At 63.8% G+C, this 24437-nt stretch carries 23 protein-coding genes; 15 read left to right on the top strand and 8 right to left on the bottom strand.

Annotated features, from left to right (window positions below; translation table 11 throughout):
• Positions 1 to 7: 7 nt before the first annotated feature.
• The 6 genes from AACZ17_RS05460 (at position 8) to AACZ17_RS05485 (ending at position 5774) form a co-directional block, all read left to right on the top strand.
• The gene (locus AACZ17_RS05460; RefSeq protein WP_290740725.1) at positions 8 to 841 is read left to right on the top strand and encodes an SDR family oxidoreductase; all 834 of its coding nucleotides are present in this window, start codon (positions 8 to 10) and stop codon (positions 839 to 841) included.
• Positions 842 to 873: 32 nt separating this feature from the next.
• Positions 874 to 2103: a sulfotransferase gene (locus AACZ17_RS05465; RefSeq protein WP_290740728.1), complete on the top strand. Its 1230-nt coding sequence runs from the start codon at positions 874 to 876 to the stop codon at positions 2101 to 2103.
• 114 nt (positions 2104 to 2217) lie between these two features.
• Positions 2218 to 2838 carry a guanylate kinase gene (gene gmk, locus AACZ17_RS05470; protein ID WP_290740731.1) on the top strand — a complete coding sequence of 207 codons (621 nt, stop codon included), beginning with the start codon at positions 2218 to 2220 and terminating at the stop codon, positions 2836 to 2838.
• Between the two features lie 105 nt (positions 2839 to 2943).
• Complete coding sequence (gene rpoZ / locus AACZ17_RS05475) at positions 2944 to 3204, top strand: DNA-directed RNA polymerase subunit omega (protein ID WP_290740734.1); 261 nt, start codon at positions 2944 to 2946, stop codon at positions 3202 to 3204.
• 36 nt (positions 3205 to 3240) lie between these two features.
• A complete protein-coding gene (gene spoT, locus AACZ17_RS05480) occupies positions 3241 to 5394 on the top strand; it encodes a bifunctional GTP diphosphokinase/guanosine-3',5'-bis pyrophosphate 3'-pyrophosphohydrolase (protein ID WP_290740737.1) in 2154 nt (717 codons plus the stop codon).
• The gene (locus tag AACZ17_RS05485; RefSeq protein WP_290740740.1) at positions 5391 to 5774 is read left to right on the top strand and encodes a RidA family protein; all 384 of its coding nucleotides are present in this window, start codon (positions 5391 to 5393) and stop codon (positions 5772 to 5774) included. The genes spoT and AACZ17_RS05485 overlap by 4 nt, the downstream gene beginning before the upstream one ends.
• Here the strand turns inward: AACZ17_RS05485 and AACZ17_RS05490 are convergent.
• Positions 5771 to 6628 (bottom strand): epimerase, encoded by an 858-nt coding sequence (locus AACZ17_RS05490; protein ID WP_290740743.1) that lies wholly within the window; start codon positions 6626 to 6628, stop codon positions 5771 to 5773. The two genes, AACZ17_RS05485 and AACZ17_RS05490, sit on opposite strands and share 4 nt — an antisense overlap.
• A gap of 144 nt (positions 6629 to 6772) precedes the next feature.
• On the opposite strand from AACZ17_RS05490, the gene recG reads away from it, so the two are divergent.
• Positions 6773 to 8860: an ATP-dependent DNA helicase RecG gene (gene recG / locus AACZ17_RS05495; RefSeq protein WP_290740746.1), complete on the top strand. Its 2088-nt coding sequence runs from the start codon at positions 6773 to 6775 to the stop codon at positions 8858 to 8860.
• A gap of 9 nt (positions 8861 to 8869) precedes the next feature.
• On the opposite strand, the gene AACZ17_RS05500 is transcribed toward recG, so the two are convergent.
• Together AACZ17_RS05500 and AACZ17_RS05505 are read right to left on the bottom strand one after the other, a co-directional pair.
• Complete coding sequence (locus AACZ17_RS05500) at positions 8870 to 9448, bottom strand: DUF1415 domain-containing protein (RefSeq protein ID WP_339637945.1); 579 nt, start codon at positions 9446 to 9448, stop codon at positions 8870 to 8872.
• On the bottom strand, positions 9445 to 10815 hold the full coding sequence (locus AACZ17_RS05505; protein ID WP_290740749.1) for an FAD-dependent oxidoreductase: 1371 nt from the start codon (positions 10813 to 10815) through the stop codon (positions 9445 to 9447). Before AACZ17_RS05505 ends, AACZ17_RS05500 begins: the two co-directional genes overlap by 4 nt.
• A gap of 232 nt (positions 10816 to 11047) precedes the next feature.
• Here AACZ17_RS05505 and AACZ17_RS05510 point away from each other — a divergent pair, with 232 nt between their 5' ends.
• From AACZ17_RS05510 to AACZ17_RS05520, 3 genes are read left to right on the top strand one after another with little or no spacing between them, the layout of a single operon-like run.
• Positions 11048 to 11674, top strand: a complete 627-nt coding sequence (locus AACZ17_RS05510) for a chorismate lyase (RefSeq protein ID WP_290740752.1) — start codon at positions 11048 to 11050, stop codon at positions 11672 to 11674.
• Positions 11675 to 11707: 33 nt separating this feature from the next.
• Entirely contained in the window at positions 11708 to 12580 is an 873-nt protein-coding gene (gene ubiA / locus AACZ17_RS05515; RefSeq protein ID WP_290740754.1) for a 4-hydroxybenzoate octaprenyltransferase, read from the top strand.
• Positions 12577 to 13755 (top strand): GNAT family N-acetyltransferase, encoded by a 1179-nt coding sequence (locus AACZ17_RS05520; protein ID WP_290740757.1) that lies wholly within the window; start codon positions 12577 to 12579, stop codon positions 13753 to 13755. Before ubiA ends, AACZ17_RS05520 begins: the two co-directional genes overlap by 4 nt.
• 8 nt (positions 13756 to 13763) lie before the next feature.
• Here AACZ17_RS05520 and AACZ17_RS05525 read toward each other — a convergent pair whose 3' ends face one another.
• Both AACZ17_RS05525 and yaaA read right to left on the bottom strand, forming a co-directional pair.
• Positions 13764 to 15227, bottom strand: coding sequence for an NAD(P)/FAD-dependent oxidoreductase (locus AACZ17_RS05525; protein ID WP_290740760.1), 1464 nt, complete (start codon positions 15225 to 15227; stop codon positions 13764 to 13766).
• A 42-nt stretch (positions 15228 to 15269) separates the two neighbouring features.
• Positions 15270 to 16049 (bottom strand): peroxide stress protein YaaA, encoded by a 780-nt coding sequence (yaaA, locus tag AACZ17_RS05530; protein WP_290740763.1) that lies wholly within the window; start codon positions 16047 to 16049, stop codon positions 15270 to 15272.
• Between the two features lie 101 nt (positions 16050 to 16150).
• On the opposite strand from yaaA, the gene AACZ17_RS05535 reads away from it, so the two are divergent.
• From AACZ17_RS05535 to AACZ17_RS05545, 3 genes are read left to right on the top strand one after another with little or no spacing between them, the layout of a single operon-like run.
• A complete protein-coding gene (locus tag AACZ17_RS05535; RefSeq protein ID WP_290740766.1) occupies positions 16151 to 16663 on the top strand; it encodes a TRAP transporter small permease subunit in 513 nt (170 codons plus the stop codon).
• Positions 16663 to 18024, top strand: coding sequence for a TRAP transporter large permease subunit (locus tag AACZ17_RS05540; protein ID WP_290740769.1), 1362 nt, complete (start codon positions 16663 to 16665; stop codon positions 18022 to 18024). Before AACZ17_RS05535 ends, AACZ17_RS05540 begins: the two co-directional genes overlap by 1 nt.
• A gap of 46 nt (positions 18025 to 18070) precedes the next feature.
• Positions 18071 to 18463, top strand: coding sequence for an acyl-CoA thioesterase (locus AACZ17_RS05545; protein ID WP_290740772.1), 393 nt, complete (start codon positions 18071 to 18073; stop codon positions 18461 to 18463).
• Here the strand turns inward: AACZ17_RS05545 and AACZ17_RS05550 are convergent, their stop codons facing one another.
• Positions 18464 to 19633 (bottom strand): TRAP transporter substrate-binding protein, encoded by a 1170-nt coding sequence (locus AACZ17_RS05550; RefSeq protein WP_290740775.1) that lies wholly within the window; start codon positions 19631 to 19633, stop codon positions 18464 to 18466.
• Positions 19634 to 19713: 80 nt separating this feature from the next.
• Positions 19714 to 21864 (bottom strand): DNA helicase II, encoded by a 2151-nt coding sequence (uvrD, locus tag AACZ17_RS05555; protein ID WP_290740778.1) that lies wholly within the window; start codon positions 21862 to 21864, stop codon positions 19714 to 19716.
• A 138-nt stretch (positions 21865 to 22002) separates the two neighbouring features.
• Between uvrD and AACZ17_RS05560 the strand changes: the two genes are divergently transcribed.
• On the top strand, positions 22003 to 23013 hold the full coding sequence (locus AACZ17_RS05560; protein WP_290740781.1) for an SPOR domain-containing protein: 1011 nt from the start codon (positions 22003 to 22005) through the stop codon (positions 23011 to 23013).
• Positions 23014 to 23084: 71 nt separating this feature from the next.
• On the top strand, positions 23085 to 23453 hold the full coding sequence (locus AACZ17_RS05565; protein ID WP_290740784.1) for a hypothetical protein: 369 nt from the start codon (positions 23085 to 23087) through the stop codon (positions 23451 to 23453).
• A 55-nt stretch (positions 23454 to 23508) separates the two neighbouring features.
• Here the strand turns inward: AACZ17_RS05565 and AACZ17_RS05570 are convergent, their stop codons facing one another.
• Positions 23509 to 24423 (bottom strand): hydrogen peroxide-inducible genes activator, encoded by a 915-nt coding sequence (locus tag AACZ17_RS05570; protein ID WP_290740787.1) that lies wholly within the window; start codon positions 24421 to 24423, stop codon positions 23509 to 23511.
• Positions 24424 to 24437 lie beyond the last annotated feature (14 nt).

The raw sequence follows: 24437 nt of genomic DNA on the forward strand, positions 1-24437 counted from the left end.
CAAGATCATGGATCTGGAGTTGCAAGGCAAGACCGCCATCATCACCGGCGGCAGCGGTGGCATCGGGCGCGGCCTGGTGCTGGAATTTGCCCGCGAGGGTCTGAATGTCGTCAGCGCATCGCGTGATGTCGCCACCGGCGAAAAACTCGCCGCAGAGGCGGCGAAGCTTGGCCTGCCGGGCAAGGTACTGGCAGTTGCCACCGACGTCACCGACCGCGCCAGCGTCGACGCAATGGTGGCGCGTGCCAATGAGGTTTTCGGGCCGGTCGATGTGCTGGTCAACAATGCGGGCGGAGTCGCTCATCCCGCCAATCTCGAGGAGCTCGATGCCGACGCGCGCCGCTGGGAAATTGCGCTGAATATCGACGGCGTGGTGAACTGCTGCCAGGCGGTCGCGCAGGATATGCTGTCACGCAAGACCGGCAGCATCATCAACATTTCTTCCAATTCCTCCCTCCTGGGTGAAGCTGCGGCCAATGTTGTGCACTACGGCGGTGTGAAAGGCTTCGTCAACAGCTTCTCCAAGGGCCTTGCCTGGGAATGGGCCGGCAAGGGGATACGCGTCAACAATATCTGTCCGGGCTGGATCGTACCGTACGAAGCCGATGACGTGGGTGAGGGCAGTTTCTGGAACCGCTTTGGTTTCGAGACCATGGGCAAGCCCGATGCGATGGAAAAGGCATTGCAGGAGGGCACCCTCTATAACATGAGCGGCCTGCCCATCCCCAAACTGGGGCGCCCCGAGGATATCGCCTGGATGGCGCTGTTCCTCGCATCGGATCGTTCGGGCTATGTCACAGGGCAGTTGATTTCGGTCAGTGGCGGCGCCTACATGCCCTGACACCGTCAGGCAGCATCGCCGGGAGAAAACAGATGAGTGAATGGACACCGCCGGCCCGCCCTGAATGGGTGCAGCGCGTCATTGACGAAGGGCAGCACATGGACATCCGCAGCCTGGTGCCTCTGCGCGCCGAGGAGCTGATGGACACCGCTCGACGCAATACCGGCTTCGCTGATTTTGGCAGTGATGACTGGCTGGAGGGTTTTCACGTCTTCCTGCAGGCACTGGAGGAGGAAGCGGACCTGCACCTGCTCGGCAGGCTGATGACCCGCTCCGATATCCTCCGCTGGCTGGAGGCGCGACTGGGCATCGAAGCGGCTTACGCACAACACCCGGAAATCGAGGATGAAGTGATTGACCAGCCGGTCGTCATCACCGGCCTGCCGCGCTCGGGCACGTCCATACTCTTTGAGCTGCTGGCGCAGGACATGCGGTTTGGCTCCCCGCGCAACTGGGAAATGATGTTTCCCTACCCCCCGCCGGAGGCCGCGCATTACCACAATGACCCGCGGATAGCGCGCTGCGAACACCTGGTGACGCAGTGGAAACGCGTAGTCCCCAGCTACGCCACCATGCACGAAATGGGCGCGGAGATACCCAACGAATGCATCGTCGCCATGAGCTGCACATTCCGCAGCGAGAATCTGCCGGGGCAGTACCAGATACCACGCTACAACGACTGGTATTACCAGCAGGATCTGGCACCGGCCTACCGCTACTACAAGCGCATGCTGAAAGTGTTGCAGTGGAAAAACCCGCGCCAGCACTGGCTGCTCAAGGCACCCTCGCACCTCGGCAACCTGTCCGTGCTGTTTCAGGTGTTCCCGGATGCACGGGTGGTCATTACCCACCGCGATCCGATTGTAGCGCAGGCTTCCGTCACCAACCTGCTGGGCACCCTGTACTGGATGCGCAGCAGCAAGGCCTTTGACGCCCGCGCCTTCGAGAGCCTGATGACGCCCGAGGCAGGCGCCGCGCGGCTCAACGCCGTAATTGACCTGCTGCAGAGCGGCCTGCTGCCCAACGGCCAGCTGCACAGTTTCCTGTATCACGACCTGATACAGGAGCCACTGCCCGCGCTGGCGAACCTTTTCCAGGCGCTGGGCATGCCACTCGACGCGGCCGGGCGCAACGCCATGCAGGCTTATCTGTCACGCAAGCCCCAGGGCAAGTTCGGGCGGCATGAGTACAGCGTGACCGATGCTCAGCGGCAGCTGTACCAGCGCTACCAGACGTTCTTCAGCGTGCCGGACGAAGCCTGACCCTGCGACGGACCTGTTCCCTGAGAGTCCGCTGCGGGAAACGCCCCCACTTGCACTTCGCAATGTGTAAAATGCTGCTGAGACTGCACGACGCCACAAGGACAGCTGCCGCCCATGAACGCCACCGGAACCCTGTATACCGTCTCCGCGCCCAGCGGCGCCGGCAAGACCAGTCTGGTCAATGCCCTGCTGGAGCGCCGCCCGTCGCTGCAAGTCTCGGTATCCCATACCACCCGACCGCAGCGCCCGGGTGAGCAGGATGGGGTGAACTATCATTTTGTCGATGAAGCCACCTTCATTGGCATGCTGGAGCAAGCGGCCTTTCTTGAACACGCCCGGGTTTTCGGCAACCTCTATGGCACCTCCCAGGCCTGGGTTGAGGCGCAGCTGGCCGCCGGTACCGACGTTATTCTCGAAATCGACTGGCAGGGCGCCGCCCAGGTGAAACGGCTGCTGCCCGACACCTGCGGCATCTTCATCCTGCCGCCCTCGCGCGAGGCTCTGGAGCAGCGTCTCACGGGCCGCGGCCAGGACGATCCCGCGGTGATTGCCAGCCGCCTCGCAGAGGCTGTGGAGGAGATGTCGCACTACGTGCAGTCAGACTACCTCGTGGTCAACAACGACTTCGAGGTGGCACTGATGGAGCTGGAGGCGATCGTGATTGGTCAACGCCTGCAGACCGCGCGCCAGCAACAGGTACTCAGTGGTCTGCTGCAGGATCTGTTGAAGCCCTGAAGCGCGCGCCGGGCGTATTATTCACACAGCGGACGCGCTATACACTAAGGGGCCGGATCCGGGTATAATTGAGGGTTCGTTAACCCTGACAGGAATCACCCGCACATGGCACGCGTAACCGTAGAAGACTGCCTTGAAAACGTCGACAACCGCTTTGAACTGGTCATGGTCGCCAGCAAACGCGCCCGCCAGATCGCCACCGGCGGCAAGGATCCCCTGGTCGAGGAAGAATCGGACAAGCCCACGGTGATCGCGCTGCGCGAAATCGCTGAAGGCCTGATCAACTCCTCCATCCTCACCCGCGAAGAAGAGCGCGATGCGGAAGAGGAGCTGGCCGAGGTCATGGGGGCCCACGAGCCGCTCTAACGGCTCAGGGCTGCCGTGGTAAGCAGGTAACAGAACATGCAGACCATAGACGCCCTCGACTCCACCCTGCGCAGCTACCTGAATCCTGCGCAGGCGCAACAGGTGCGCCGCGCCTACTACTTTGCAGAACAGGCGCACTTCGGCCAGGTCCGCCGCACCGGCGAGCCCTACGTCACGCACCCACTGGCCGTGGCCGGTATCCTCGCCGACATGCACATGGACCACCAGAGCCTGATGGCCGCCATGCTGCACGATGTCATCGAAGACACCGGCATCGAAAAGGATTCCATCGGCAGCCAGTTCGGCCCCGCCGTCGCCGAACTGGTCGATGGCGTGAGCAAGCTCACCCAGATGGAATTCGGTTCGCTGGCTGAAAAGCAGGCAGAAAACTTCCAGAAAATGGCGCTGGCCATGGCGCGGGACATTCGCGTCATTCTGGTGAAACTGGCCGACCGACTGCACAACATGCGCACGCTGGGCGTGCTGCCCCAAGACAAGGCGCGGCGCATCGCCCGCGAGACCCTGGAAATCTACGCGCCCATCGCCATGCGCCTGGGCATGAATGCCGTGCGTATGGAATTCGAGGATCTCGGCTTCAGCGCCCTCTACCCGATGCGCGCATCGCGCATCAAGGCCGCCATCCGCGCCAGCAGCGGCTACCGCAAGGAACTGGTGGACAAGATCCGCCACCAGATTGAATCCACACTGGAGCAGGAAGGCCACGATGTCGAGGTGATCGGCCGCGAGAAGCACCTCTACAGCATTTACAGCAAGATGAAATCCAAGAAGAAGTCCTTCTCGGAGATCATGGACATCTACGCGTTTCGCATCATCGTCGACTCGGTGGATACCTGCTACCGGGTACTGGGCTCGGTACACAGTCTGTACAAGCCGGTCCCCGGCGAGTTCAGCGACTACATTGCCATTCCCAAGGCCAACGGTTACCAGTCACTGCACACCGTGTTGATGGGCATGCACGGCGTGCCCATCGAGATCCAGATTCGCACGCGCGAAATGGAAGAAATGGCCAATAACGGCATCGCGGCACACTGGCTGTACAAAAGCGACAGCCACTCCGCGAACGGCAGCCACGCCCGCGCCAGGGAGTGGGTACAGGGCCTCCTTGAAATGCAGCAGCGCGCCGGTAACTCGCTGGAGTTTATCGAGAGCGTCAAGATCGACCTGTTCCCCGACGAGATTTACGTGTTCACGCCAAAGGGACGCATTCTCGAGCTGCCCCGCGGCGCCACAGCGGTGGACTTCGCTTTCGCGGTGCACACCGATGTCGGCAACAGCTGCGTCGCCTGCCGCATCAACCGGCGTCTGGCGCCATTGTCGGAGCCGCTGCAGAGCGGCCAGACGGTGGAAATCCTCACCGCTCCGGGCGCCCGTCCAAACCCGTCATGGTTCAACTACGCGGTGACCGCCAAGGCACGCACCAACATCCGTCACTTCCTCAAGCACCAGACGCGGGAAGACTCGGTGGCCCTGGGCAAGCGTCTCCTCGACAAGGCCCTGCAAGCCTTCGACAGCACTCTCGAACAGCTGCCTGAAGATCGCCTGCAGGATTACCTCGCCAACAATGACTACAGTGCGCTGGACGACCTGCTGGAGGACATCGCCCGCGGCAACCGCCTGCCGCCGATCACCGCGCAGCAGATCCTCGGGGAATTTGTGGAACCCTCCGAGTCTGCGGAACGCAAGCTGCAACCGGTGGCGATTCGGGGTACCGAAGGCTTCATGGTGACCTATGCACGCTGCTGCCACCCCATCCCGGGCGACCCCATCGAAGGCTACCTGAGCTCTGAAAAGGGCGTAGTCGTGCACCGTGAGCGCTGCAAGAACCTGATGGAGATGCGGGAGAACCGCGAGCGTCTGGTGGCCCTGCGCTGGGATGACCAGGTGCAGGGTGAATACCTGACAGAGCTGCGCATCGAGGTAGAAAACCGCCGCGGCATGATCGCGGTGCTCGCCACCCGCATCAACAGCATGGGGGTGAATATCGAGAAAATCTCCACCGAGGACAAGGACTACCAGTTCACCTTCGTGGATCTGGCGATGCAGGTGACCAACCGCGTGCATCTCGCCAACATCATGAAACGGCTGCGCACGGTAAACTCTGTGCGCCGCGTGTCCCGACTGAAAAACGAAGCGCCAGCACGGCGCGTGAAACCCGGAGCAAACCGTTGACCAATCGAGCCATTATCTCCACCCCAGACGCCCCCGAAGCCATCGGGCCCTATTCGCAGGCTGTGAAAGTGGGCAACACCGTGTGGCTGTCGGGTCAGATTCCGCTGGTGCCGGGCACCATGGAGCTGGTCACGGGTGATATTCAGGCCCAGGCCCGGCAGGTGTTCAGCAACCTCGCCGCGGTGGCCGAGGCTGCGGGCGGCAGTCTCGCCAGTGTGGTGAAGATCAACATCTCGCTGACGGATATGGCGGACTTTGCGGCGGTCAACGAGGTCATGGCGGAGTTTCTGCAGCCGCCGTTTCCGGCGCGCGCCTGTGTCCAGGTCGCCGGTCTGCCCAAGGGTGTCGCCATTGAAGTTGAGGCGATTCTGGTCGTCTAGACCCGCGCCCGCAGCACCGCGCTGTAGCCGCTGCGGTAGTCGGGATAGCGCAGCCGGTAGCCGCTCGCGGTCAGCGCCCTGTTGCGGCAGCGCTTGTGTGCCACACTGCGCGGCGTTGAGGCGCCGGTTTGCCAGGTATCCAGGCCCAGCGCGCGGGCCAGCCAGGTTTCCACTTCGTACTGCGGCGCAGGATTGTTGTCCACGGCAATGATGCGCGGGGCAGGCGCAATACCCTGTGCCCAGCGCTGCAACAGCCAGGCCAGCAGGCCAGCCACGTCCTCCCGGTGAATGCGGTTGCTGTAGCGAACCGGTGATGCTGCACACAGCTCACCGCGCGCGACACGTCGCAGCAGGAATCCCTCCGGGTCGCCATAAATACCGGCACTGCGCACTGTGCAGGCTGGGTGGAGTGAATCAAACAGCTGCTGTTCGGCGTCGATAATCGCCCCGGCGGCAGGATCGGTCGTCACGAGAGGGCTGTCATCCTCCACCCAGCCGCCATCCGCTTCCGCGTAGACCCGCGTGCTGGAGACCATGAGTATGCCCGCCGGGCGGTGGCTGCCCAGCCCCCGCAACACAGCGCCCACGGCGTCGCTGAAGCCCGCCCTGTAGCCTGCTTCGCCACTGCCGGCAGGTTTCAGGGTGAGCAGCACAAAATCCGGCGCCAGTGTCTGCAGCATCGACAGGTCGGCGTTTGCGGCAGCGTAGTTCGCGGCGAGGCCTGTGAACGCCACAGGCAACTGCCCAATGTCCCGGCGCAGGCCGGTCACCGCCCAGCCGGCGCTCGCCAGGGACAGCCCCGCCCGGGTACCCAGGTCACCACAGCCGACAATCAGCACACTTTTGTTCTTCATTTCGCCTTCCCTGACTGGTTACACTACCGGGCTTTCACCTGAATGGGCGCCGCGCAGTGATTACAGGCCACTCCCGTCTGCATTGTACCCCTGAATACACGTCACACGGCGCCCGCCATTCTCAATCCGGCGCGGGAGCAGACCGTGACGGTACTTGAACCGGTGCCGGTAACCGCGCTGCGCGGGGTAGGTCCGCGACTGGCGGCACAGCTGGCGGATTACGGCATCACCCAGGTCGAGGACCTGCTGTTTCACCTGCCGCTACGTTACCAGGACCGCACACGGATCACGCCCATCGCGGGCCTGCAGGACGGTAGCGAAGTCACCGTGGAAGGGGAAGTGCGTCTCGCGGATATCGTTTTCGGCCGCCGTCGCAGCCTCGTGGCCCGCATCCAGGACGGCACCGGCACGCTCACCCTGCGCTTTTTCCACTTCAGCGCGGCGCAGAAGAACAGCCTGCAACCGGGAACGCGCCTGCGCTGCTTTGGCCAGGTGCGTCGAGGCGCCAACGGCTTCGAGATATTCCACCCGGAGTACCGGGCCCTGGAAACGGGTGAGGCCCGTGGCGCGTCACGCAGTACCGGGGAAGAGACGCTCACCCCCGTATATCCCACCACGACGGGCATAGGACAGGCCCAGTGGCGCAAGCTGTGCGGCCAGGCGCTGGGCTTTCTGCAACGGGCACAGCCCCGGGACCTGCTGCCCGCAGACAGTGGCCAGGCTTTCACCCTTGTACAGGCCCTGCAATACCTGCATGCGCCCCCACCGGATGCGCCCCTGGACGCGCTGCTGGAGGGCCGCCATCCCGCCCAGCTGCGCCTGGCGCTGGAAGAGCTGGTCGCCCATCACCTGTCGCTGCTGCGCTTGCGGGCGCGGCAGCAAGCCACACCGGCACCCGCTTTGCACGTCGACAGAGGCCAGCCGCTGCAGCAGGCGCTACTGCAAAGCCTGCCGTTTACACCCACCGGCGCCCAGCAGCGGGTGATGACGGAGATTGCCGCTGATCTGGCGAGGCCGGTGCCCATGCTGCGCCTGGTGCAGGGTGATGTGGGTTCGGGCAAAACCCTGGTGGCCGCCCATGCGGCACTGCAGGCCATCGCCAATGGCTATCAGGTGGCGCTGATGGCGCCCACGGAGATCCTCGCCGAGCAACACCGGCTGAATTTCGAACACTGGTTCGCACCGCTCGGCATCACGGTCGAATGGCTGAGTGGACGGGTCAAGGGTAAGGCTCGACAAGTGGCGACCGAGCGCCTCGCCACGGGCGAGGCGGCCCTGGCGATTGGCACGCATGCCCTGTTTCAGGAGGCGGTGGCGTTTCACCGGCTGGGGCTGGTGATGGTCGACGAGCAACACAAGTTCGGCGTGCACCAGCGCCTCGCCCTGAGCCAGAAAGCCGGTAGCGAGGGCCGGCCGCACCAGCTGGTACTGACCGCGACACCGATCCCCCGCACACTCTCCATGGTCGCCTACGCCGACCTCGATTTCTCGGTGATCGATGAGTTGCCCCCGGGCCGGGAGCCGGTTACCACGGTGCTCATCGACAGCCAGCGGCGTGACCAGGTGATCGCCCGGGTTGCCCACGCCTGCGCCAGCGGACGGCAGGCCTACTGGGTGTGCACGCTGATCGAGGAGAGTGATTCCCTGCAGGCGCAGGCGGCGGAGGCAACCGCCGAACTGCTGCGGGAGGCACTGCCCGGGCTGCAGATCGGCCTGGTGCACGGGCGCATGAAAGCGGCAGAAAAAGCCTCGGTGATGGACGCCTTCAAGGGCGGCGAGATCGCCCTGCTGGTAGCGACCACGGTGATCGAAGTGGGCGTGGATGTGCCCAACGCCAGTCTGATGGTGATCGAAAACCCCGAACGCCTCGGGCTGGCACAGCTGCACCAACTGCGCGGCCGCGTCGGCCGTGGCGGCGGTGCCAGCCACTGTGTGCTGCTGTACCAATCCCCATTGTCCCGCAGCGGACAGCAGCGCCTGCTGGCGCTACGGGAAAGCAACGACGGCTTTTACATCGCGGAGAAGGACCTGGAACTGCGCGGCCCGGGCGAAGTGCTGGGCACCCGGCAAACCGGGCTGCTTGCCTTCCGTATTGCCGAGCTGCCCGCGCACAATCACCTGCTGGACGCGGTTCACGCCATCGCCCACACTCTGCAGCAGGGGGACCCCGCGGTCATCGAAGCGCTGATTCAGCGCTGGACCGCGCAGCGGGAGAAGTTCGCCGAGGTCTGACTGCAGCAGCTACAGTGCCTGCCACTCCGCCAGCTGCGCCGCCAGCGCGGCGCGCCCGATACTGTTCAAACGGGCAATGTTCGTCTCGGGAATACGCTCGGGATTGGGCCAGCGAGCCAGCGCCTCTTCCAGCAGGTCTTCGCGCAGCAGGTGAATGACCGGCAGCGGCGCCCGGTTACTGTAGTGGCTGGCTGCCTGGGCCGGCTCACCCGCGAACTGGTACTCCGGGTGAAAACTCGCCAGCTGCACGATGCCCTCGAGACCGGCAGCCTGCAGCAGCGTGTTCGCGTGATCGAGGTAATCCAGGTACGCATCGAAGGAAGCCAGCGCCCCGGTGAAGGCCAGCAGCGTGGTGGCCACCTCGTCCCGTGTGCTGTTCAGCAGGAGGTCAAACTCCGCGAGCAGGCAGCCGTCCATCTCACGCTGGCCTGCAGCACTGTCGCTGGCCTCGCACACCACAACGCGCAGTGCTGGCGAACCCAGCAGCGGGCGCGCAAAGGGGCACAGGTTGAGGCCGACAACCGCACCTTCCAGCCAGGCCTCCAGCTGCCGCCGGGCACGCTGGGCATCCAGCGGGCCGCGGCTCAGGGCAGTATGGCCGGCAGCGCTTTCTGCAGCTCGATTTTCGCCTTGGTCGCGTCACCGGTCAGGGCAAAGCCGAGCAGCTCGCCCGCAGCGTTGCGGAACTCTGCACGTACATCGCTGCCATCGGCATCGATCTGCCACTCCCCTTCGACGCCGGCTGGCGGCGGGGCCACGACGACCGGACAGGCCGGTGTCTTGATGGTCACCGGCATGGGTGGGTAGACCACCTCGGTGGGCTCACCGGCGAGGGTCTTGCCCAGCGCGCGGGAGCAGGCCACCAGCGGTGCCACATAGACCAGCACGTGACCTGCCACTTCGGCGCAATCGCCCAGGGCATAGACATTGGGCGCACTGGTTTCCAGCAGGCGGTTGGTGACGATCCCGCGGTTCACTTCCAGACCAGCGGCCTTGGCGAGATCTACCCGGGGCCGCACGCCCACCGCGGACACCACGATGTCTGCGTTGATACGTTCGCCATTGTTCAGGCTCACCACCACGCCCTGCTCCGCGCGGTTGACCGCGGTGACCAGCGGACCGAAGTGGAAACGGGCACCCTTGGCCTCCAGCGCCGCCTGCACCGCCTTGCCTGCCGTTTCCGGCAGCAGCGTAGGCAGGCAGTAGCCGAGGGGGTCCACTGCCTCTACCTCGTAGCCACCGTTGAGCAGGTCATTGGTGAACTCACAGCCGATAAGGCCACCACCAATGATGCACACCTTACGCACGGCATTCTTCTCCATCGCCGTGCGGAAGTCGTCGTAGTCGAGCAGGTCGTTCACCGAATAAACCAGTTCCAGCGCATCGCCCTCTATCGGCGGCTGTATGGTCTGCGCGCCCAGCGCCAGCACCAGCTTGCCGTAGTGAATCGCGGTTTCCGCATCGCCGACCTTGATCACCTGATTGGCAGTATCAATGCCCGCAACGCGGGTCATGGTCCACACGCTGGCTTTCAACTGCTTGCCCATGGACCCGGCGTCCAGCTGCGCGAGGTCGTCGGCGCTGGTGTCCTTGGTGTAGCCCGTGGAGAGCATCGGCTTCGAGTAGGCGCGACCATCGTCGGAGGTGATGAGGATCAAGGGCGTTTCGCTGTCATGCTTGCGGAATTCCTTGGCCACACCGTAACCGGCCAGGCCCGTGCCGATGATGACCACCGGGGGGTGTATCTTGTCGGCCACCGGCTCTTCATGGTGCGGCGTTTCGTCGACCGGCGTCTCCTCGATCAGCTCGAAGTCTTCCTTGCCCACGCCACAATCCGGGCACAGCCAGTCCTCGGGTACGTCTTCCCATTTTGTGCCAGGTGCAATGCCGTCGTCAGGCCAGCCTTCCTTTTCGTCGTAGATCAGGCCGCAGACTATGCATTCCCACTTGCTCATAATGCCACTCGCTCTCAGTCGGTTACGCGGGTCGCCCGCAACGCTGCCGCGCGATGCAACCGGCGACGGGGGACGACCTGATTTGAAGCGAAACACTATAGAGTTACAGGAAAATTGTGCAAGCGCTTTGCAGGCGCGGCATGGACAGAACTTCGCCGCGGTTTAACACCCTTGCATGCCCGCAGCAGCTGGCGCATGCTCGCGCCTTTGCACTTCCGGAGACCCTGTTATCGTGCCTGCTTCCCTGCCGGCAGACTCGGGCCGCGACCCCCGATGGCGCCCCGAGCAACGGTTCACCAGCGCAGAGCTCGCTGCGCCCTGCCGCCGCTGGCTGCTCGATGACGGCTCGCTCACCGCGCGCCTGATCGCTCTCGAGGCCGGTAGCTTCAGCGTGCGCAGGCTCTACCAGGGCTGGCAAGTGCCCCTGCCCTCAGAGCAGCATCTGCTGCAGGTTCCGGCGCGACAGCGCGCACTGGTGCGCGAGGTGCTGCTGCAGCTGGACTCGCAGGCCGTGGTGTTTGCGCGCAGCGTGTTCCCCATCAGCAGCCTGAGCGGAGAACTGGCTCACCTGCGCAAGCTGCAGAACCGCTCGCTGGGGGCGATTCTGTTTCGTTATCCCGGCATGCAGCGCAGCCCCTTTGAGCTCGCACGACTGGGCGGTGACAGCGCCTATATCGCACCCTGGGTGAAACAGACCGTGCCGGCCTGGGCACGCCGCTCCTGCTTCAGTATCGGCGGCAAGCGCCTGCTGGTCAGTGAGGTATTTCTGCAGGGTTTCACCCCCTGGGAGGGGTCACTGGCGGTGCACCGCAGCCAGCGAGGGACAGTGAACGCTGCAATCCACGGCGTAAAGCAGTAAGCTTGCCGCTGGTTTCGTCACAGCCCCCGAAGCATGCCCGTACTGACTTCCGCGTCCGCTCTGCTCAAGCTCGTGCGTTTCGACCGGCCCATTGGCACCCTGCTGCTGCTCTGGCCGACCCTCGGGGCGCTCTGGATCGCCGCAGAGGGCAAGCCCGAGCCGCGCCTGGTGGTGATCTTCTGCCTTGGCACCCTGCTGATGCGCTCCGCGGGCTGTATCGTCAACGACCTGGCGGACCGGCACTGGGACGGCAGCGTGGCGCGCACCCGGGAGCGCCCGCTGGTCACCGGCGAAGTCTCGGTCACCCAGGCGCGCGTTCTCTTCCTGCTGCTCTGCCTGGCCGCTTTCGGCCTGGTCTTGCTGACCAACACGCTGACCACGCTGCTCTCGGTCGTCGGCCTGCTGCTGGCCTCCACCTATCCCTTCATGAAGCGCTATACCTATTGGCCGCAGGTCGTGCTGGGGGCGGCGTTCTCCTGGGCCATCCCCATGGCGTTTGCCGCGCAGCAGAACGCGCTGCCCTCAGCGCTCTGGCTGCTGTACATCGCCAATCTGTTGTGGACGATGGTCTATGACACCCAGTACGCCATGGTCGATCGCGATGATGATATCAAGGTGGGCATCAAATCGACCGCCGTGCTCTTCGGCGATGCCGACCGCCTGGTCGTGGGGGCCCTGCAGGTCCTCTGCCTGCTGGCCTGGCTGCTGGCTGGGCAGCGCTTCGAGCTCGGCGGCGCCTATTACCTGGGTCTACTTGTTGCAGGACTGCTATTCGGTTATCACCAGTACCTGATACGGGAGCGCGATCGGGTCGCCTGCTTCAGGGCCTTTCGTCACAACAACTGGGTGGGACTGGCAGTATTCATGGGCATTGCACTGCATTATCTGCTCGACAACGCCGCGTGAGCGACAGCACAGTACAGGGCGGGACGGCCACCGTGCCGACCGCCGAGTTCATCGACAGTCTTGCGCAGGTCAGCGCCGCCGACTGGGACGCGGTGGCGGGCGTGGACTACCCGTTCCTGCAGCACCGCTTCCTGCACGGCCTGGAGATCACCGGCTGCACAACCGCTGACACCGGCTGGCAGCCCTGCCATCTGCTGCTGCGCCGGGGAAATCTCCTGGTCGGGCTGCTGCCGCTCTACCTGAAAGCACACTCCTATGGTGAGTACGTTTTCGACTGGTCATGGGCAGACGCCTGGCAGCGGTCAGGGCTGGCCTACTACCCCAAGCTGGTGTCCGCTGTACCGTTTACGCCCGCCACGGGGCCGCGCCTCTGCGTGGCGGAGGGGGAGGACAGCGCCAGCCTGTGGCCCTGTGTGCTGGCCGCGATAGAGCAGTTCGCCCATACGCGCGGGCTGTCTTCCTGGCACCTGCTGTTTCCCGAGAAAGCGGTATCCGGGCAGCTGCTGGCCGCGGGGCTGCCACAGCGCATGACCACACAGTTCCACTGGTTCAACGACGGCTACACCAGCTTCGAGGACTTCCTCGGCGCGTTCTCCAGCCGCAAGCGCAAGAACCTGCGTCGCGAGCGTGAGCGCGTGACGCAGCAGGGCCTGAGCCTGCAGCTGTTGCGCGGCGCGGAGATTACCGCAGCCGACTGGCAACAGTTTCACCGCTTCTACCAGACCACCTACGCGCGGCGCAGCGGCCACGGTGGCTACCTGACGCGGGACTTCTTCCTGCAGACCGCGCCCTCACTGGGTGACCAGACGATCATGGTGGTCGCCCGGCACAGTGGCCAGGCGGTCGCTGCGGCGCTCTATTTTCGCTCATCGACCACGCTGTACGGTCGCTACTGGGGCTGCAGCGCGGATTTCGACTGCCTGCACTTTGAAGCCTGTTATTACCAGGGCATTGAGTACTGCATTGCCGAGGGGCTACAACGCTTTGACCCCGGTGCGCAGGGCGAACACAAGATCCAGCGCGGCTTCCGCCCGATACTCACCTACTCCAACCACTGGATTGCGGACCCGCGACTGGCCGAAGCCGTTGCCGACTTCACCCGCAGGGAGCGCCCGCACATTGAAGCCTACCGGGACGAGGCGGCGAGCCTCCTGCCGTTCCGCCGCGAAGGCTGAGCCCCCGCTCAGCGCATGTCGAAGTCGGCGAAGTCCGGCGAGCGCATATGCCACCAGTAATAGAGCGTTGAGTTCGGCCAGTTGTTCACGACCTTGCCCGCTGCGTTCTTGTACCAGCTGTCGCAGTTGGCCACCCACACCGTACCCGCCAGCTCCCCCTGCATGTGATCGTTGTAGGCCCGCATGGCCGCGGGATTGACAGCGAGTGCGCGCAGGTCGTGGGTCAACAGCTTTTCGATACAGGCGGCCACGTAGTGCACCTGGCGTTCCACCATGAAGATGATGGAGTTGCTGCCGAGGTTGGTATTGGGGCCGTACAACATGAACAGGTTCGGGAAGCCCGCCACACAGACACCGCGATAGGCTTTGGCGCCCTGCTGCCAGGCCTCGGCGAGGCTGCGCCCGTCGCTGCCGACAAAGTTAACGCCGGAGAGCATGGCCGAGGTATTGAAGCCGGTGCCATAGATAATCACGTCAACCGGCCTGGCGACGCCGTCCGCCGACAGCACCCCGGCTTCATCCACACCGGTGATGGCCGCAGTCACCAGCTCGACGTTGTCGCGCGCGAAGGCCTGGTAGTAATCGTCCGCGACCAGAATGCGTTTGCAGCCGACCGGATAGTCGGGTGTCAGCTGACGACGCAGCACTGGGTCGTCAATGTGTTCTTCAAGGTGCTCACGCGCCCATTTCTCCCAGAGGGGGCGCAGCAGGCTGCTGTTGCGCAGCACCGGGTAGAACAACAGCTCACCGCGCAGGTACACGGCCGCACGGTGCAGTTTCTGCAGCCAGGGCCAGCGCGCAAAGCGCCGCTTTTCGCCTGCCGTGTACTCGCGGTCATTGCGCTTGACGACGTAGTTGGCGCTGCGCTGGTAAACATGCAATTGCGCCGCCTCACGCGCAATCTGCGGAATAAACTGCAGCGCACTGGCCGCGTTGCCGATGACCGCCACGCGCTTGCCCTTGAGATCGATATCGTGCCGCCAGCGGGCGGAGTGGAACTGCTCCCCGGCAAACGTATCTGCCCCGGCAAAGGCGGGTGTGTGGGGAATGTTCAGCTGGCCCAGGCCACTGACTACCGCCCTGGCACGCAGCTGTTCACCGTTCTCCAGCGTCACCAACCACGCACCGCTGGCTTCGTCAAACTCGGCGCTGCTGACCGCGGTGGACAGGCGCAGTCGCTCACGCAACCCGTACTTGTCGGCACAGTGCTCGAAATAGGCGCGGATTTCAGCCTGTGGTGAATACTTGCGCGACCAGTTGGGGTTGGGCTCGAACGAGTAGCTGTAGAGGACCGAGGGCACATCGCAGCAGGCACCGGGGTAGGTGTTGTCGTGCCACGTGCCGCCCACGCCCGCCGATTTTTCCAGGATCAGGAAATCCTCGATACCCAGGGCTTTCAGGCGCACGCCCATGCAGAGGCCAGACATGCCGGCGCCGATAATGATGACCTGGTGGGTCGTGGAGTGATTCATAGGCTGTTCCTGTTAGTGTTATTTCCCAGCGGCTGACGGCAGTCAGCCCGGTGGCGCCTTGCGGGTGAATACCGGCTCCCGCGGCCCCGACTCGGCAGGGTTGTAGCGGTAGCCGTCAACGCTGAACGCCTTCAGCGCCTCGGGATCATTCAGGCTGTGCTCGATGATGAAGCGCGCCATCTGGCCGCGCGCCTTCTTGGCGTAAAAACTGATGACCTTGTATTTGCCGTTTCTGAGGTCCTTGAACTGGGGGGTAATAATGTCCCCATCCAGGGCCCGGGGCTGCACTGCCTTGAAGTACTCGTTGGAGGCCAGATTGACCAGCACGCGGCTGCCGCTCTTGCCCAGCTGACTGTTCAGGCTGCGCGTCAGGCCATCACCCCAGAACTGGTACAGATTGGCGCCGCGGCGGTTGGCGAAGCGCAGGCCCATTTCCAGCCGGTAGGGCTGCATCAGGTCCAGCGGGCGCAACAGGCCATACAAGCCTGACAGGATGCGCAGGTGTTTCTGGGCGAACGCCAGTTGCGCACTGCTCAGGGTGTCGGCATCAAGGCCGGTATAGACATCACCGCGAAACGCCAACAGCGCCTGCTTGGCGTTGTCCAGCGTGAAGGGCGGCGCCCAGTTGTGAAACCGGGCGTGGTTGAGTTGGGCAATATTGTTGCTGACGCCCATCAGCTCGCGGATGTCATCCGGCGCCAGCCGGCGCGCATCTTCTACCAGGGCCTCCGCCTCCTGCAGAAACTGCGGCTGGGTGCTCTTGCGGGTGCTTGGGGGCGTCTCGAAGTCCAGCGTTTTCGCCGGGGATATGAGTGTCAGCATGGATTTCTGTCCGTAGGTGGCGTGCGCCGGATACACAGCTTTCGCCTGAATCTGCAGCCTATGATACCCTGCACCGGTTTGTTCAAAAAGACCAATAACAGATGCGTCTGCTCGCCCTTGTGGCCCAATTCATCGATCGGTTTACTGAAGCCTCGGGGCGCCTGCTTGCCTGGCTGGTGCTGGCCATGGCGCTGGTCACCACCGCCGTGGTGGTGCTGCGCTACGGCTTCAATTCCGGCTCGATCATGGCGCAGGAGGCGATCATGTACCTGCACGGCTGCCTGTTCATGCTGGGCGCCGCGTACACGCTGAAGCACGATGCCCACGTGCGTGTGGATATTTTCTACCGCCGTTTTTCCCCCCGCGGCAAAGCGTGGATCAACAGCGTTGGCTGCATCACCTGCCTGATGCCGCTGTGCGGGTTCATTCTGTTCTCCAGCTGGGACTACGTGGTGGCCTCCTGGGTAATCCGCGAGACATCCCCCGAACCCGGGGGTATTCCTGCGGTGTTCCTGCTGAAAACCCTGCTGCCGCTGCTCGCGCTCAACCTGTTTCTGCAGGCGCTCGCAGAAACCCTGCGCAACGCCCGGCTGCTGATCGGAGAGCCCGGCTAATGGACGGCACTATCGCGCTGTACCTGTTTGCCTGCATCTGCCTGTTGCTCATGCTCGGGTTTCCCGTGGCTTTCACCCTGGCCGGCACTTCGCTGGCTTTCGCCGCGGTCGGCGTGATTGCCGGTCACTTCGACCCGGCGTTTCTGGCCGCACTGCCGGCACGCATCTTCGGCACCATCAACAACGACACCCTGATCGCCGTGCCGCTGTTTATTCTGATGGGCGTTATCCTGGAAAAGTCACGCATTGCCGAGCAATTGCTGGGCACCATGTCGCGCAGTTTCGGGGCATTTCCCGGTGGCCTGGGCATCGCGGTGGTGCTGGTGGGCATGCTCCTCGCCGCCAGCACCGGCATCGTGGGCGCCACCGTGGTCACGATGGGGTTGCTCTCGTTGCCGAGCATGCTCAAGGGGGGCTATGTCCCCGCCCTGGCGGCCGGCACCATCTGCGCAACGGGCACACTGGGACAGATCATCCCGCCTTCCATCGCCCTCGTACTGCTCGGCGATGTGCTGTCCAATGCCTATCAGCAGGCGCAGCTGAACGTGGGTATTTTCAACCCGAAAACCGTTTCGGTCGGCGACCTGTTCGTCGGCGCATTGCTGCCGGGGCTGTTGCTGGTGGCGCTGTACCTCGCCTATATCATTGCGGTCGCTCACCTGAACCCACGCCGCGCGCCCAACGTCGAGACCGAGCCGGTATCGGCGGCGGAAATACTGGGTAGCCTGGCGCCACCGCTGCTGTTGATCAGCCTGGTGCTGGGGTCGATCCTGGCTGGCGCCGCCACCCCCACAGAGGCCGCCGGCGTCGGTGCGACCGGCGCACTGCTGCTTGCCTGGTACAAGCGCGAGATGCCCCTGCCACGGCTGCGGGAAGCCGTTATCGACAGTATGAAAGTGACCTGCATGGTGTTCATGATTCTGATCGGCGCCGCGGTGTTTTCACTGGTGTTTCGCGGTTTTGGCGGCGAAGATCTCATACACCACTGGTTTGACCGCATGCCCGGGGGCGTCTTCGGCGCCACGATGATCGTGATGCTGGTGATTTTCCTGCTGGGTTTCATCCTCGACTTTATCGAGATCACCTTCGTCGTCGTACCCATAGTCGGCCCGGTGCTGCTGATGATGGGGCTGGACCCGATCTGGCTGGGTATCATGATAGCCATCAACCTGCAGACGTCCTTCCTCACGCCCCCCTTCGGCTTCGCCCTGTTCTACCTGCGCGGCGTGGCCCCGGCCGCGCTGCACACCAGCGCTATCTACCGCGGGGTCATTCCTTTTATACTCATCCAGCTGCTGGTGCTGGCAGCCCTGTGGGTCTGGCCACCGCTGGCAACCTGGTTGCCGGCTGCGCTGAAATAGCATCGGCTGCGTATACCCTTCTTTCGCAAACGGATTCGGGCGACACATGAACGACATCGACGACACACCGGTACCCCAAGGCGAGCTGTCCATCCAGACCGTGGCCATGCCCAGGGACACCAACGCCAATGGCGACATTTTTGGCGGCTGGCTGCTGTCGCAGATGGACATGGCGGGTGCCATCACCGCCGGTGATGTTGCCGGCGGGCGGGTGGCCACCGTTGCCATCGAGGGCATGGCGTTCCTCACCCCGGTGCATGTGGGGGCGGTGGTGAGCTGCTATTGCGACGTCCTGGAAGTCGGGCGCAGCTCGGTGCGCATCGTGGTCGAAGTGTGGATCAATTCGAAGCACGACGGTGAACCGATCAAGGTGACCGAGGGAGAGTTCGTGTTCGTTGCAATTGACGAGAAGGGCCGCACACGCGCCATCAAGCGCTGATTATTCGCCCTCCAGCACGGCGTCCCGCGCATTGATGTAGGCCTGCTCCGATATGTGGTGGTAGGCTCTGACCCCCTCATAGAACGCCCTGAATGACGCATGGATCCGCGCGGCCAGGGGGTCACTCGCCACCAGCTCCTGCATGGTCTGCTCACTGGCCCGATACAGGGCCTGCATCACGTCGTCCGGCAGCTGCCGCAGCTGCACGCCGTGTTTCTCCACCAGTTCCCGAAGCGCCGCATTATTGCGCGCCGTGAACTCGTCCAGCATCATCTGGTTCGCGGCGCGGGCCGCAGCGGTCACGATAGCCTGCAGGTCTGGGGGCAGCGCCTCGTAGGCGTCCTTGTTGATAATCAGCTCCAGCATGGCGCCGGGCTCGTGCCAACCCGGATAGTAGTAGTACTTGGCCACCTCGTGCAGCCCCAGGGCCAGGTCGTTGTAGGGGCCGACCCACTCGGCTGCATCAATCACCCCGGTCTGCAACGACGTGTAGAGCTCGCCACCGGAAATACGGACTGACGTTCCACCGGCCGCGGTAAACACGTCACCGGCAAGGCCGGGGATGCGCATCTTCAGACCCTGCAGGTCTGCCAGGGAGTTGATCTCCTTGCGAAACCAGCCCGCCATCTGCACACCGGAATTGCCGCCGGCGAAGGGAATGATGTTGGCAGGGGCGTAGGCCTCCCGCCACAGTTCCAGGCCGCCGCCGAAGTGCAACCAGGCATTGATCTCCTGCGCCGTCATGCCGAAGGGAATGGCCGTGAAGAACACCGAAGACGGTATCTTGCCCTTCCAGTAATAGGCAGCGCCGTGACCGGCATCGGCCACGCCCTGGCTGACGGCATCGAACACTTCGAATGCCGGCACCATTTCGCCGGCGCCGTAGACGCGCGCGGTGAGGCGCCCGTTACTCATTTCACCCACCATGCGGGCGAAGTTCTCGGCGCCGGCGCCCAGGCCGGGAAAATTCTTCGGCCAGGTCGTGACGATTTTCCAGCTGTAGTGCGCCTGCTCGCCGCCGCTGCCGGCCTGGGTGCCGTCCCGCCCCGCGAGTGCGCTGACACCACCGGCGCGCTCCGCCGCCCACAGCCCCAATACCAGCACCAGCGCCGCCAGTAGCAACAGTATGATAGCGGGCGTAAAGCGTCGTTCGAGGCTGGGCTGTGGCATAGTGTTCTGCTTATCGTTGGAAAATCAGGTGCTTAGGGCACCGGAGCATAGCACTGCCGGGCGCGCGAACAAACCGGCAGTCACAGCGGCTGCAGCTTGGCGTACTGCACCACCAGCCACTTGCTGCCCTCGTCATCAAAATTGACCTGTACCCGCGCATTGCCGCCGCTCCCCTCGAAATTCAGTACCGTGCCCTCACCGAACACCGGGTGATGGACACGCTGACCCAGGCTCAAACCGGTGTCCGGCACGCTGGCCTGGGTGAGGCTGCTCACCGGCCGACTGATGCTGGTATGCAGGCGAACTTCCTGCAGCAACTCAACCGGAATCTCTCGAATGAAGCGCGACGGCGTGTTGTAGCTTTCGCTGCCGTGGATGCGCCGGGACTCGGCGTAGGTAATGACCAGCCGCTGCATGGCCCGGGTGATGCCCACGTAGGCCAGGCGGCGCTCCTCCTCCAGCCGACCCGGCTCCTCCAGAGACATGCGGTGGGGAAACAGGTTTTCCTCCATACCGGCCAGGAACACCAGCGGGAACTCGAGGCCCTTGGCGGAGTGCAGGGTCATCAACTGCACGCTGTCTTCAAAATCATCCGCCTGGGCATCACCGGCATCCAGTGCAGCACTGTCCAGAAACTGCTGCAGGGGTGAGAGCTCGTCGCCCTCGGGGGCAAACTGCTTCGCCGCGCTCACCAGCTCTTCCAGGTTTTCCACCCTGGCCTGTCCCTTCTCGCCTTTCTCGTTGCGGTGGAAGTCCGCCAGGCCCGAGCCCTCGATCACCTGTTCCGCCAGTTCATCCAGGGTGAGCTCATCCGTGCCGGAGTCCAGCTCGTTGATCAGCACCTGGAAGCCCTCCAGGGCGCTGAGGGCGCGCGGCGGCAGACGCTTCTCCGCACGCGCCACATCGATCGCCCGCCACATCGGTATGGCCTGTTCACGGGCGATTTCACGCACCGTTTCCAGCGTTTTACTGCCGATGCCGCGGGGGGGTGTATTGATTACACGCTCAAGCGCGGCGTCGTCTCCCCGGTTAGTAAGTAATCGCATATAGGCCAGGGCGTTGCGGATTTCCAGGCGCTCATAGAAGCGCTGGCCACCGTAAATACGGTACGGGATACCGCTGCGAATCAGGGCTTCTTCCAGCACCCTGGACTGCGCATTGGAGCGATACAGAATCGCTACCGAGGCCCGCTCACGGCCTTCGCTGATCCACGCCTCTGCCTGCTCGACGATGAAACGCGCCTCGTCCTGCTCATTGAAACCCGCGTACAGGGAAATGGGGTCGCCGGGCTCGCCATCCGTCCACAGCTCCTTTCCCAGCCGGCCCGCGTTGTGGGCAATGACGCCATTGGCGGCACGCAGGATGGTCTGTGTCGAACGGTAATTCTGCTCCAGTCGCACGGTATGCGTGTGGGCGAAATCGTCTCCGAAGCGCTGGATGTTCTCGATCTTCGCACCGCGCCAGCCGTAGATGGACTGGTCGTCGTCGCCCACCGCCACCACCGGGATGCGATCGCCTGCCAACACCCGCAGCCAGGCGTACTGGATAGTATTGGTGTCCTGGAACTCATCCACCAGAATCTGGCGGAAGCGCTCGCGATAATGGTTGAGCACCCCGGGATTGTGCAGCCACAGTTCATGCGCCCGCAGCAGCAGCTCGGGAAAGTCCACCAGACCGGCGCGCTCGCAGGCGGTCTCGTAGGCGCGATAGACCTGCAACATGGTCTGCCCGAACAGATCCCCGGCCGGAACATCCACATGCGCGGCGCGCAGCCCCTCGTCCTTCTGGGCATTGATGTACCACTGTGCCTGGCGCGGTGGCCAGCGAGACTCGTCCAGGTTGAGCTCCCGACAGACCCGCTTTACCAGTCGCAGCTGGTCGTCGCTGTCGAGTATCTGGAAGTTCTGTGGCAGGCGCGCCTCCTTCCAGTGCGCCTTGAGCAATCGGTGGGCCAGCCCATGGAAGGTGCCCACCCACATCCCGTGGGCGGGAATCCTGAAAATCTCCTCGATGCGCGAACGCATCTCGCGCGCGGCCTTGTTGGTGAAGGTCACCGCGAGTATCGACCAGGGTGACACGTCCTGCGCCCGGATCAACCAGGCGATGCGGTGCACCAGCACGCGGGTCTTGCCACTACCGGCCCCCGCCAGCACCAGCAGGTTGGGGCTTTCATCGGCGACGGCTTCCCGCTGGGCGGCGTTGAGGGGGGAGAGAATGTCAGATACGTCCATCGACCCATTCTACCCAAATTCGCCCGCGGGCGAACGATCGGATCGGGCGGATTGCGTTGCGAGTGGCGCGGCGAAGCGCAATGCGGACGGCGCTCTGGTACTATTCGCCGAGGCCACAGGGCACACCGGAGTGAACAGATGAACGACAACAGGCGCGATGATCCCAACCAGGAGGACTCCGCAGACCAGGACTGGACCCCCTGGATGGATGATGACGCCAGCGACGACGACCTGCCCAGCTTTTCTCACGACAGCGAGGAAGACGCCCCGCGCGCAGGACGCGACGAGGATGCAGGAGACGACTCACTGGACGCAGGGGTCGACTTCGACGATGAGGAACGCGGTGTGCCGCCGGTACCCCCGGTCCTGCCGGTCACCGGGCGGGCCCCAGCTCAGCAACCCCCGGCCAGCCGGCGCCCCGGCAGCGAGGCGCGGGACGACGCCAGCATCGACAGCGGTGATTATGACGACGGCTGGGAAGACGATGAGTTTGAGGAAGACGTGCGCTATGCCACGGAGCCCGCGCGCTTCACCGACACCTGGCCCATTGGCCTTATCGCGGTGGCGGCACTGGCCCTGGTGTTGCTGGCGGCCGGCGGCTACGGTGTGATGAAACAGCGCGCTGCAATGGAACAGCAGATTCGCGAACTGCAGGCACAGTTGGCGGTGGCTGCGAAACCCGATGACGTCAGCGATGCCCGCGCCAGCCTGGAGACACTGCAGAGCGAAAACCGCCAGCTGTCCGAGAGTCTGGCGAGCCTGCGCGATGAAAACCGCCAGCTCAGTGACACCCTGGCGGGCCTGGAGCAGCAGCTAACCGTCCAGCGCGCCGCCACGGCACGCGCCACACCGCCTGCGGCGAGCAAGCCAGCCAGCGCACCCGCGCCGGCGAAGCCGGCAGCTCCCGCCGCAAGCGGCGAATGGTTCGTCAACTTCGGCAGCTACAGTGAGCGCAGTGTGGCAGAACGCTGGTCCACCCGTCTCAAGCCGGGCGCGGGGAAAGTCACCGTGAGTAGCGCGCAACGCAATGGCGAAACCCTGTACCGGGTGCGGGTGGTGGGGTTGGCTTCCGACAGCAGCGCCCAGGCGGTCGCCCGACAGCTGGAACGGGAATACGACCTGCCGAAACTCTGGGTCGGCAAGGAATGAACCGGGTGCCATCTTGGCAGTCACACGCGGGACTGCTAAGGTTTGCCTACCATCCAATAAGGAGTACAAGCATGAACACTGCAAAATCCCTGCTGGCCCTGCTGGCACTGGGCAGTTCCATGGCCATGGCGGAATGTGTGCAACCGGAATCCCCCACACTGCCCGATGGCAGCTCTGCAACCATGGACGACATGATTGCCGGGCAGCAGGCGGTGAAAGCGTTCCAGGCCGCCAACCTCGAGTACATGGGCTGCCTGGAAACGCAGTTCACTGCAGCCAAGAAAACCATTGAGGAGGGCAAGGCGAGCGATGCCGAGGCACTCAAGGCCGCCTACGAAAAAGACGTGGAAGCCTACAATGAGGCGGTGTCCGCCGAAGAAGCCCTGGCGGGGCAGTTCAACACCGAAATTCGCGAGTTCCGCGCCGCCAATCCAGACTGATCCGCACCCGGGTGCTGCCCGCCGTCACACGGCAGCGCCCTCTTCCCCGCAAGCCTTACCCGGGCATTGACGCTGCATGCGCCATGAGTGCCTTCCGGAACAGAACCCGCAGCGACATGATGTTACTCACGCCACCGAAATTGGGCCGCGCGAGAAACGCAATGCTGCGATGAGGACCGGGCTCCTCCAGCGGAATCGCCGTGAGTTCCGAGCTGTCGGACAACAGCTGATCCAGCGCCATTTCCGGCACCAGTGTGGAGCCCATGTGGCCCGCCACCATTTGAATCAGCGTGTACAGGCTGGCGCCCTCCAGCGTTTCGTCCAGGCTTGAGGCCTGCAGATGACAGGCCGCCAGCGCGTGATCCCGCAGGCAGTGCCCGTCTTTCAACAGCATCAAACGTGCCTCCCGCAGGTCCGCGGCGCGCACCGGTGAGGGCAGTTGCTGGGGGTTGTCGCGGTGGGTGACGACCACCAGATTTTCATCCCAGAATGGAAACTCCAGCAAGCCTTCGTGCGCATAGGGCAGGGCGAGCACGGCCGTATCCAGTTCACCGCTGCGCACCTTGTCGACCAGCACATGGGACTGCTCCTCCGCAATGGTCAGACGAAAGTCCGGATATTCACGGCGCACCGCAGGCAGGACTTTCGGCAGCAGGTAGGGCCCGATGGTGGGAATGACCCCCATGGTCATGGGAAAACTCAGCGGCTCCCTGGCAACGGTGGCCAGCCGGTAGATATCGTCGATCTCCAGGGAAATCGCGGTGGCGCGCGCAAGAATCTGTTCACCCACCGGGGTCAGCAGTACCTTCTTGTTATCGCGCTCAAACAGCTGCACACCGAGCTGTGATTCCAGTTCGGCAATCGCCGTGCTCAGGGCGGACTGCGAGATGGCGCACTGCTCCGCCGCCTTTTTGAAATGCAGCGTGCGGGCAACGGCGAGCGCATAGCGAAGCTGCTTGAAGGAAATCATCGGCGCTGCATGTT

This window comes from uncultured Haliea sp., assembly GCF_963973825.1.
Classification (GTDB): domain Bacteria; phylum Pseudomonadota; class Gammaproteobacteria; order Pseudomonadales; family Halieaceae; genus Haliea.

Bases quoted from the DNA above. Each gene is read 5' to 3' on its own strand.
- AACZ17_RS05460 (WP_290740725.1), top strand. From the start codon at position 8: ATGGATCTGGAGTTGCAAGGCAAGACCGCCATCATCACCGGCGGCAGC.
- AACZ17_RS05465 (WP_290740728.1), top strand. From the start codon at position 874: ATGAGTGAATGGACACCGCCGGCCCGCCCTGAATGGGTGCAGCGCGTC.
- gmk (WP_290740731.1), top strand. From the start codon at position 2,218: ATGAACGCCACCGGAACCCTGTATACCGTCTCCGCGCCCAGCGGCGCC.
- rpoZ (WP_290740734.1), top strand. From the start codon at position 2,944: ATGGCACGCGTAACCGTAGAAGACTGCCTTGAAAACGTCGACAACCGC.
- spoT (WP_290740737.1), top strand. From the start codon at position 3,241: ATGCAGACCATAGACGCCCTCGACTCCACCCTGCGCAGCTACCTGAAT.
- AACZ17_RS05490 (WP_290740743.1), bottom strand. From the start codon at position 6,628: ATGAAGAACAAAAGTGTGCTGATTGTCGGCTGTGGTGACCTGGGTACC.
- AACZ17_RS05505 (WP_290740749.1), bottom strand. From the start codon at position 10,815: ATGAGCAAGTGGGAATGCATAGTCTGCGGCCTGATCTACGACGAAAAG.
- ubiA (WP_290740754.1), top strand. From the start codon at position 11,708: ATGCCCGTACTGACTTCCGCGTCCGCTCTGCTCAAGCTCGTGCGTTTC.
- AACZ17_RS05525 (WP_290740760.1), bottom strand. From the start codon at position 15,227: ATGAATCACTCCACGACCCACCAGGTCATCATTATCGGCGCCGGCATG.
- yaaA (WP_290740763.1), bottom strand. From the start codon at position 16,049: ATGCTGACACTCATATCCCCGGCGAAAACGCTGGACTTCGAGACGCCC.
- AACZ17_RS05535 (WP_290740766.1), top strand. From the start codon at position 16,151: ATGCGTCTGCTCGCCCTTGTGGCCCAATTCATCGATCGGTTTACTGAA.
- AACZ17_RS05540 (WP_290740769.1), top strand. From the start codon at position 16,663: ATGGACGGCACTATCGCGCTGTACCTGTTTGCCTGCATCTGCCTGTTG.
- AACZ17_RS05545 (WP_290740772.1), top strand. From the start codon at position 18,071: ATGAACGACATCGACGACACACCGGTACCCCAAGGCGAGCTGTCCATC.
- AACZ17_RS05550 (WP_290740775.1), bottom strand. From the start codon at position 19,633: ATGCCACAGCCCAGCCTCGAACGACGCTTTACGCCCGCTATCATACTG.
- uvrD (WP_290740778.1), bottom strand. From the start codon at position 21,864: ATGGACGTATCTGACATTCTCTCCCCCCTCAACGCCGCCCAGCGGGAA.
- AACZ17_RS05560 (WP_290740781.1), top strand. From the start codon at position 22,003: ATGAACGACAACAGGCGCGATGATCCCAACCAGGAGGACTCCGCAGAC.
- AACZ17_RS05565 (WP_290740784.1), top strand. From the start codon at position 23,085: ATGAACACTGCAAAATCCCTGCTGGCCCTGCTGGCACTGGGCAGTTCC.
- AACZ17_RS05570 (WP_290740787.1), bottom strand. From the start codon at position 24,423: ATGATTTCCTTCAAGCAGCTTCGCTATGCGCTCGCCGTTGCCCGCACG.